Here is a 3,242-nt window from a genome sequence, read left to right on the forward strand (position 1 = left end):
TCAACCAGTGCTTTGAACTCGGTGTCGCCTTTACGCATCATACAGCCATAGATTTCAAATGACTGTGGCTCGCCAACGATGTGCCATTTGGCAGGATCTTTGGCTTTGGCTTTTTCGCCAGCTAATAGGACATCGTCCATCATAAAGGCTTTGGCACGGCCATTTTCAAGCATCAAGAACGCTTCGCCGTGGTCTTTGGCTGAGATGATGTTGATGTTAAGTTTTTTCTCGTCGTTGAATTGACGGATATAACGCTCAGAAGTCGTACCTGCGGTGGTGACTAGCGTTTGATCTTTTAGATCTTCAAAGCTGTTGATACCTGAGTCGGTAGCGGTCAATAGACGAGTACCGATTTCAAAGAAACCGACTGAGAAATCGACTTGTTGTGCACGCTCTTCGTTGTTGGTGGTTGAGCCACACTCAAGATCGACAGTACCGTTTTGAACCAATGGAATACGAGTTTGTGAAGTTACAAGATTGTAGCGGACTTTTAGGTCAGGCATTTGTAGCTTTTCTTTGACCGCTTCAACCACTTTTAGCTGTAGGTCGTGCGCATAGCCGACAGGTTGATTTGGATTGTCAGCGATGTAAGAAAATGGGATAGATGAGTCACGGTGCGCCAGTACAATCGTACCTGATTGTTTGATTTTTTCAAGCGTGCCTTGTGTGTTACCAGCAGGGGCAGCAGCGGCATCAGTGCCGGCAGCCGCTTGTTCAGCAGGCTTATTACAAGCAGTTAGTCCAACAGCCGCAACGATGGCTAGACCCAAAGAAAGTGGTTTGATTTGAAACATTATAATTTCCTTATAACAACAAGTCTGAGCGGTCAAACAAAAAAACATCACTGCAAAATAACCGCTCAACGGTAAAACAAAATCACCGTATTATTTAAAATAATCGAAAATTTGGACGAATGCAAGCAATGTTTAATGATTTATAGACAAATTTTGTAAGCTTATTGTAACATTTGATAGATGATATCAGTTGTAAAATGCCACCTTTGGAAGGTTATTTTGCAAAATTGTTCTATACAAATTGATAATATCATTAATACAAATCATCAATACAACCAGATTTTATCAAATAAAATAAAAGGCGTTACTAAGAACGCCTTATCATGGATAGCTAGGATTGTATGCAAAGAATAAAAATACATCTATTCACTGCTTAATAAATAATCAATAATCACCGGCGCATGGTCGCTAAACCATTGATCTTTATACACCCAAGCATTGACGGTGCGATCACGCCAATCCGGTGAGCAGGCTTGATAATCGATACGCCACCCGACATTCTTGGCACGGGCTTGACCCCGATTTGACCACCACGAATAGATGTCAGCATCATGGCGGACGACACGAAAAGTATCGACATAGCCAAGCTCATCATAGATATGATCAAGCCAAGCTCGCTCATGTGGCAGGCAGCCGGATGCTTTTTGGTTGCCTGACCAGTTTTTGATGTCGATACGCTTGTGCACGATATTATAGTCGCCACAGACGATGATGGATTTGTTGGCATCACGCCATACCTTTAGGATGTGGCGGTATTGTTCTAGGAAATGATCTTTGCGGGCTTGGGCGTCATCGCCTGATGAGCCTGATGGCAAGTACAGCGATGCGATGTGTACAGGCGTGTCGATGCCATGCGCTGATAAGTCAAATTCAGCCGTGATAAAGCGTCCTTGACTATCGGCAAGCTCAAAGCCTAAGCCATCTGTGACCGATACAAAGGGCAATCGGCTATAAATCGCCGTGCCTGCATAACCTGCGCGCTCGGCAGGGAATAGATGCGTGTGCCAACCATCGGGGCGAAATTTATCCGTCCACTGCTCATGAGTGATGCGGGCTTCTTGGATACACACGACATCGGCATCAGATGTGACTAACCACTCAAAAAAGCCTTTTTTCTCAGCAGAGCGTAGTCCATTGACATTGATGGAGACGATACGCAGCACTTTGGCGGGGTTGTCATAGATGGCTTTGGTGGGTACGACATCATTGGGCTTGACATCAAAGCTTGGCGTTACGCCTGTTGCCTTTGGTGCGCCTGCGGTGGCGGATTTGGCGATGCGTTTGGGCTTGATGGTGTCGGTCGCAGGTGGTGCAACTGATGGCTCGGCTTTGGGTAGAGCTTGTGAAGTGGTTTGGGTAGATGGCTTAGTGTTTAAAATTGATTTGGGTTTATTTAAAATAGATTTAACAGTCATAATCATCTAAAAAAAACAAAAAAGGGCGAAAACTCGCCCCATGCTACTTGGAACTTGATAAAATAGCAAGCAAAAATCTTACGATTTTATCAATGATTGGCTTTGATAATTGTATTTAATGACGCTCTTGCTATCATCTTAATTTTTGATTTGTTCATCAAGCAAGGTTTCTTCGCTTGATTTCCAATTATACGCCCCATACAGCACCATCTGCATCTGACGAGTACAGCGATGGAGCATGGCTTGTTTTTTGGCTTCAAGTTCATCGACGCTTGGGCGTTCGTCTTCATCGAGTAGATCAGGCATATAGGTCAAATCAAGCCAATCAATAATCCATGAGAACGACAGATTGACCCCAGTTTCGGCGAGTAAATAGCGATCTTCGATACTGATGTGCTCAAAGGCAGGCTGCATCCCTAGATCTTCACTCATAATCTTGGCAAAAGTGGCAATCTGCTCGCTGATGGCACGGCGAACCGCTTCAGAACCGCCAAAACGCTCGGATGCGATGAACTGCCAATAGCGTGGCTGAGCATTGACCGCCTTAAAAAATAGCTGAACGCTTTTGGCGATTTGTCGATCAAAGCTACGCTTGCGACCTAATTGCATATGCTCACGCAACATGGCAAGGGCGTTACCTAACTCATCTTCGACCAATGCCTTGCCAAGGCTTTCCATGTCATCAAAATGTCGATAAAACGCTGTCGGCACGACACCAACTTCACGGGTAACTTGGCGTAAGCTGATTGAGCTGTAGCCCTGACCGCTCATACACAGATCAAGCACCGCATTAAAAAAAGCTTGGCGTGTTTGGCGTTTTTTTTGTTCACGATTGGTGGATTTTTCGACGCTCATGGTTTGTCCATAAAATTGAGTGAATGACTGTATATTATCGACAAAAAGCCACACAGTTGCAAGTGATAAAGACTAAGATGATGATTTTTTATGCTAAAAATTGTTTACAAGTGTTGCAATCGTGTGGTTTGGATTGGATAAATAAAAAAATCCACCTGCAAGCAAGTGGATTTGACAA

At 44.2% G+C, this 3,242-nt stretch carries 3 protein-coding genes; all 3 read right to left on the reverse strand.

Annotation, left to right across the window (positions count from 1 at the left end; translation table 11 throughout):
* On the reverse strand, positions 1–794 hold a 794-nt coding region (locus Q0N89_RS09785), incomplete at its 3' end, for a transporter substrate-binding domain-containing protein (RefSeq protein WP_294035910.1).
* Between the two features lie 362 nt (positions 795–1,156).
* Positions 1,157–2,209 (reverse strand): exodeoxyribonuclease III, encoded by a 1,053-nt coding sequence (locus Q0N89_RS09790; protein ID WP_294035912.1) that lies wholly within the window; start codon positions 2,207–2,209, stop codon positions 1,157–1,159.
* Between the two features lie 138 nt (positions 2,210–2,347).
* Positions 2,348–3,064 carry a TetR family transcriptional regulator gene (locus Q0N89_RS09795; protein WP_294035914.1) on the reverse strand — a complete coding sequence of 239 codons (717 nt, stop codon included), beginning with the start codon at positions 3,062–3,064 and terminating at the stop codon, positions 2,348–2,350.
* Between the last annotated feature and the right edge of the window lie 178 nt (positions 3,065–3,242).

It is taken from the genome of uncultured Moraxella sp., assembly GCF_945873075.1.
GTDB lineage: Bacteria > Pseudomonadota > Gammaproteobacteria > Pseudomonadales > Moraxellaceae > Moraxella.

Bases quoted from the DNA above. Each gene is read 5' to 3' on its own strand.
- Q0N89_RS09795 (WP_294035914.1), bottom strand. From the start codon at position 3,064: ATGAGCGTCGAAAAATCCACCAATCGTGAACAAAAAAAACGCCAAACA.
- Q0N89_RS09790 (WP_294035912.1), bottom strand. From the start codon at position 2,209: ATGACTGTTAAATCTATTTTAAATAAACCCAAATCAATTTTAAACACT.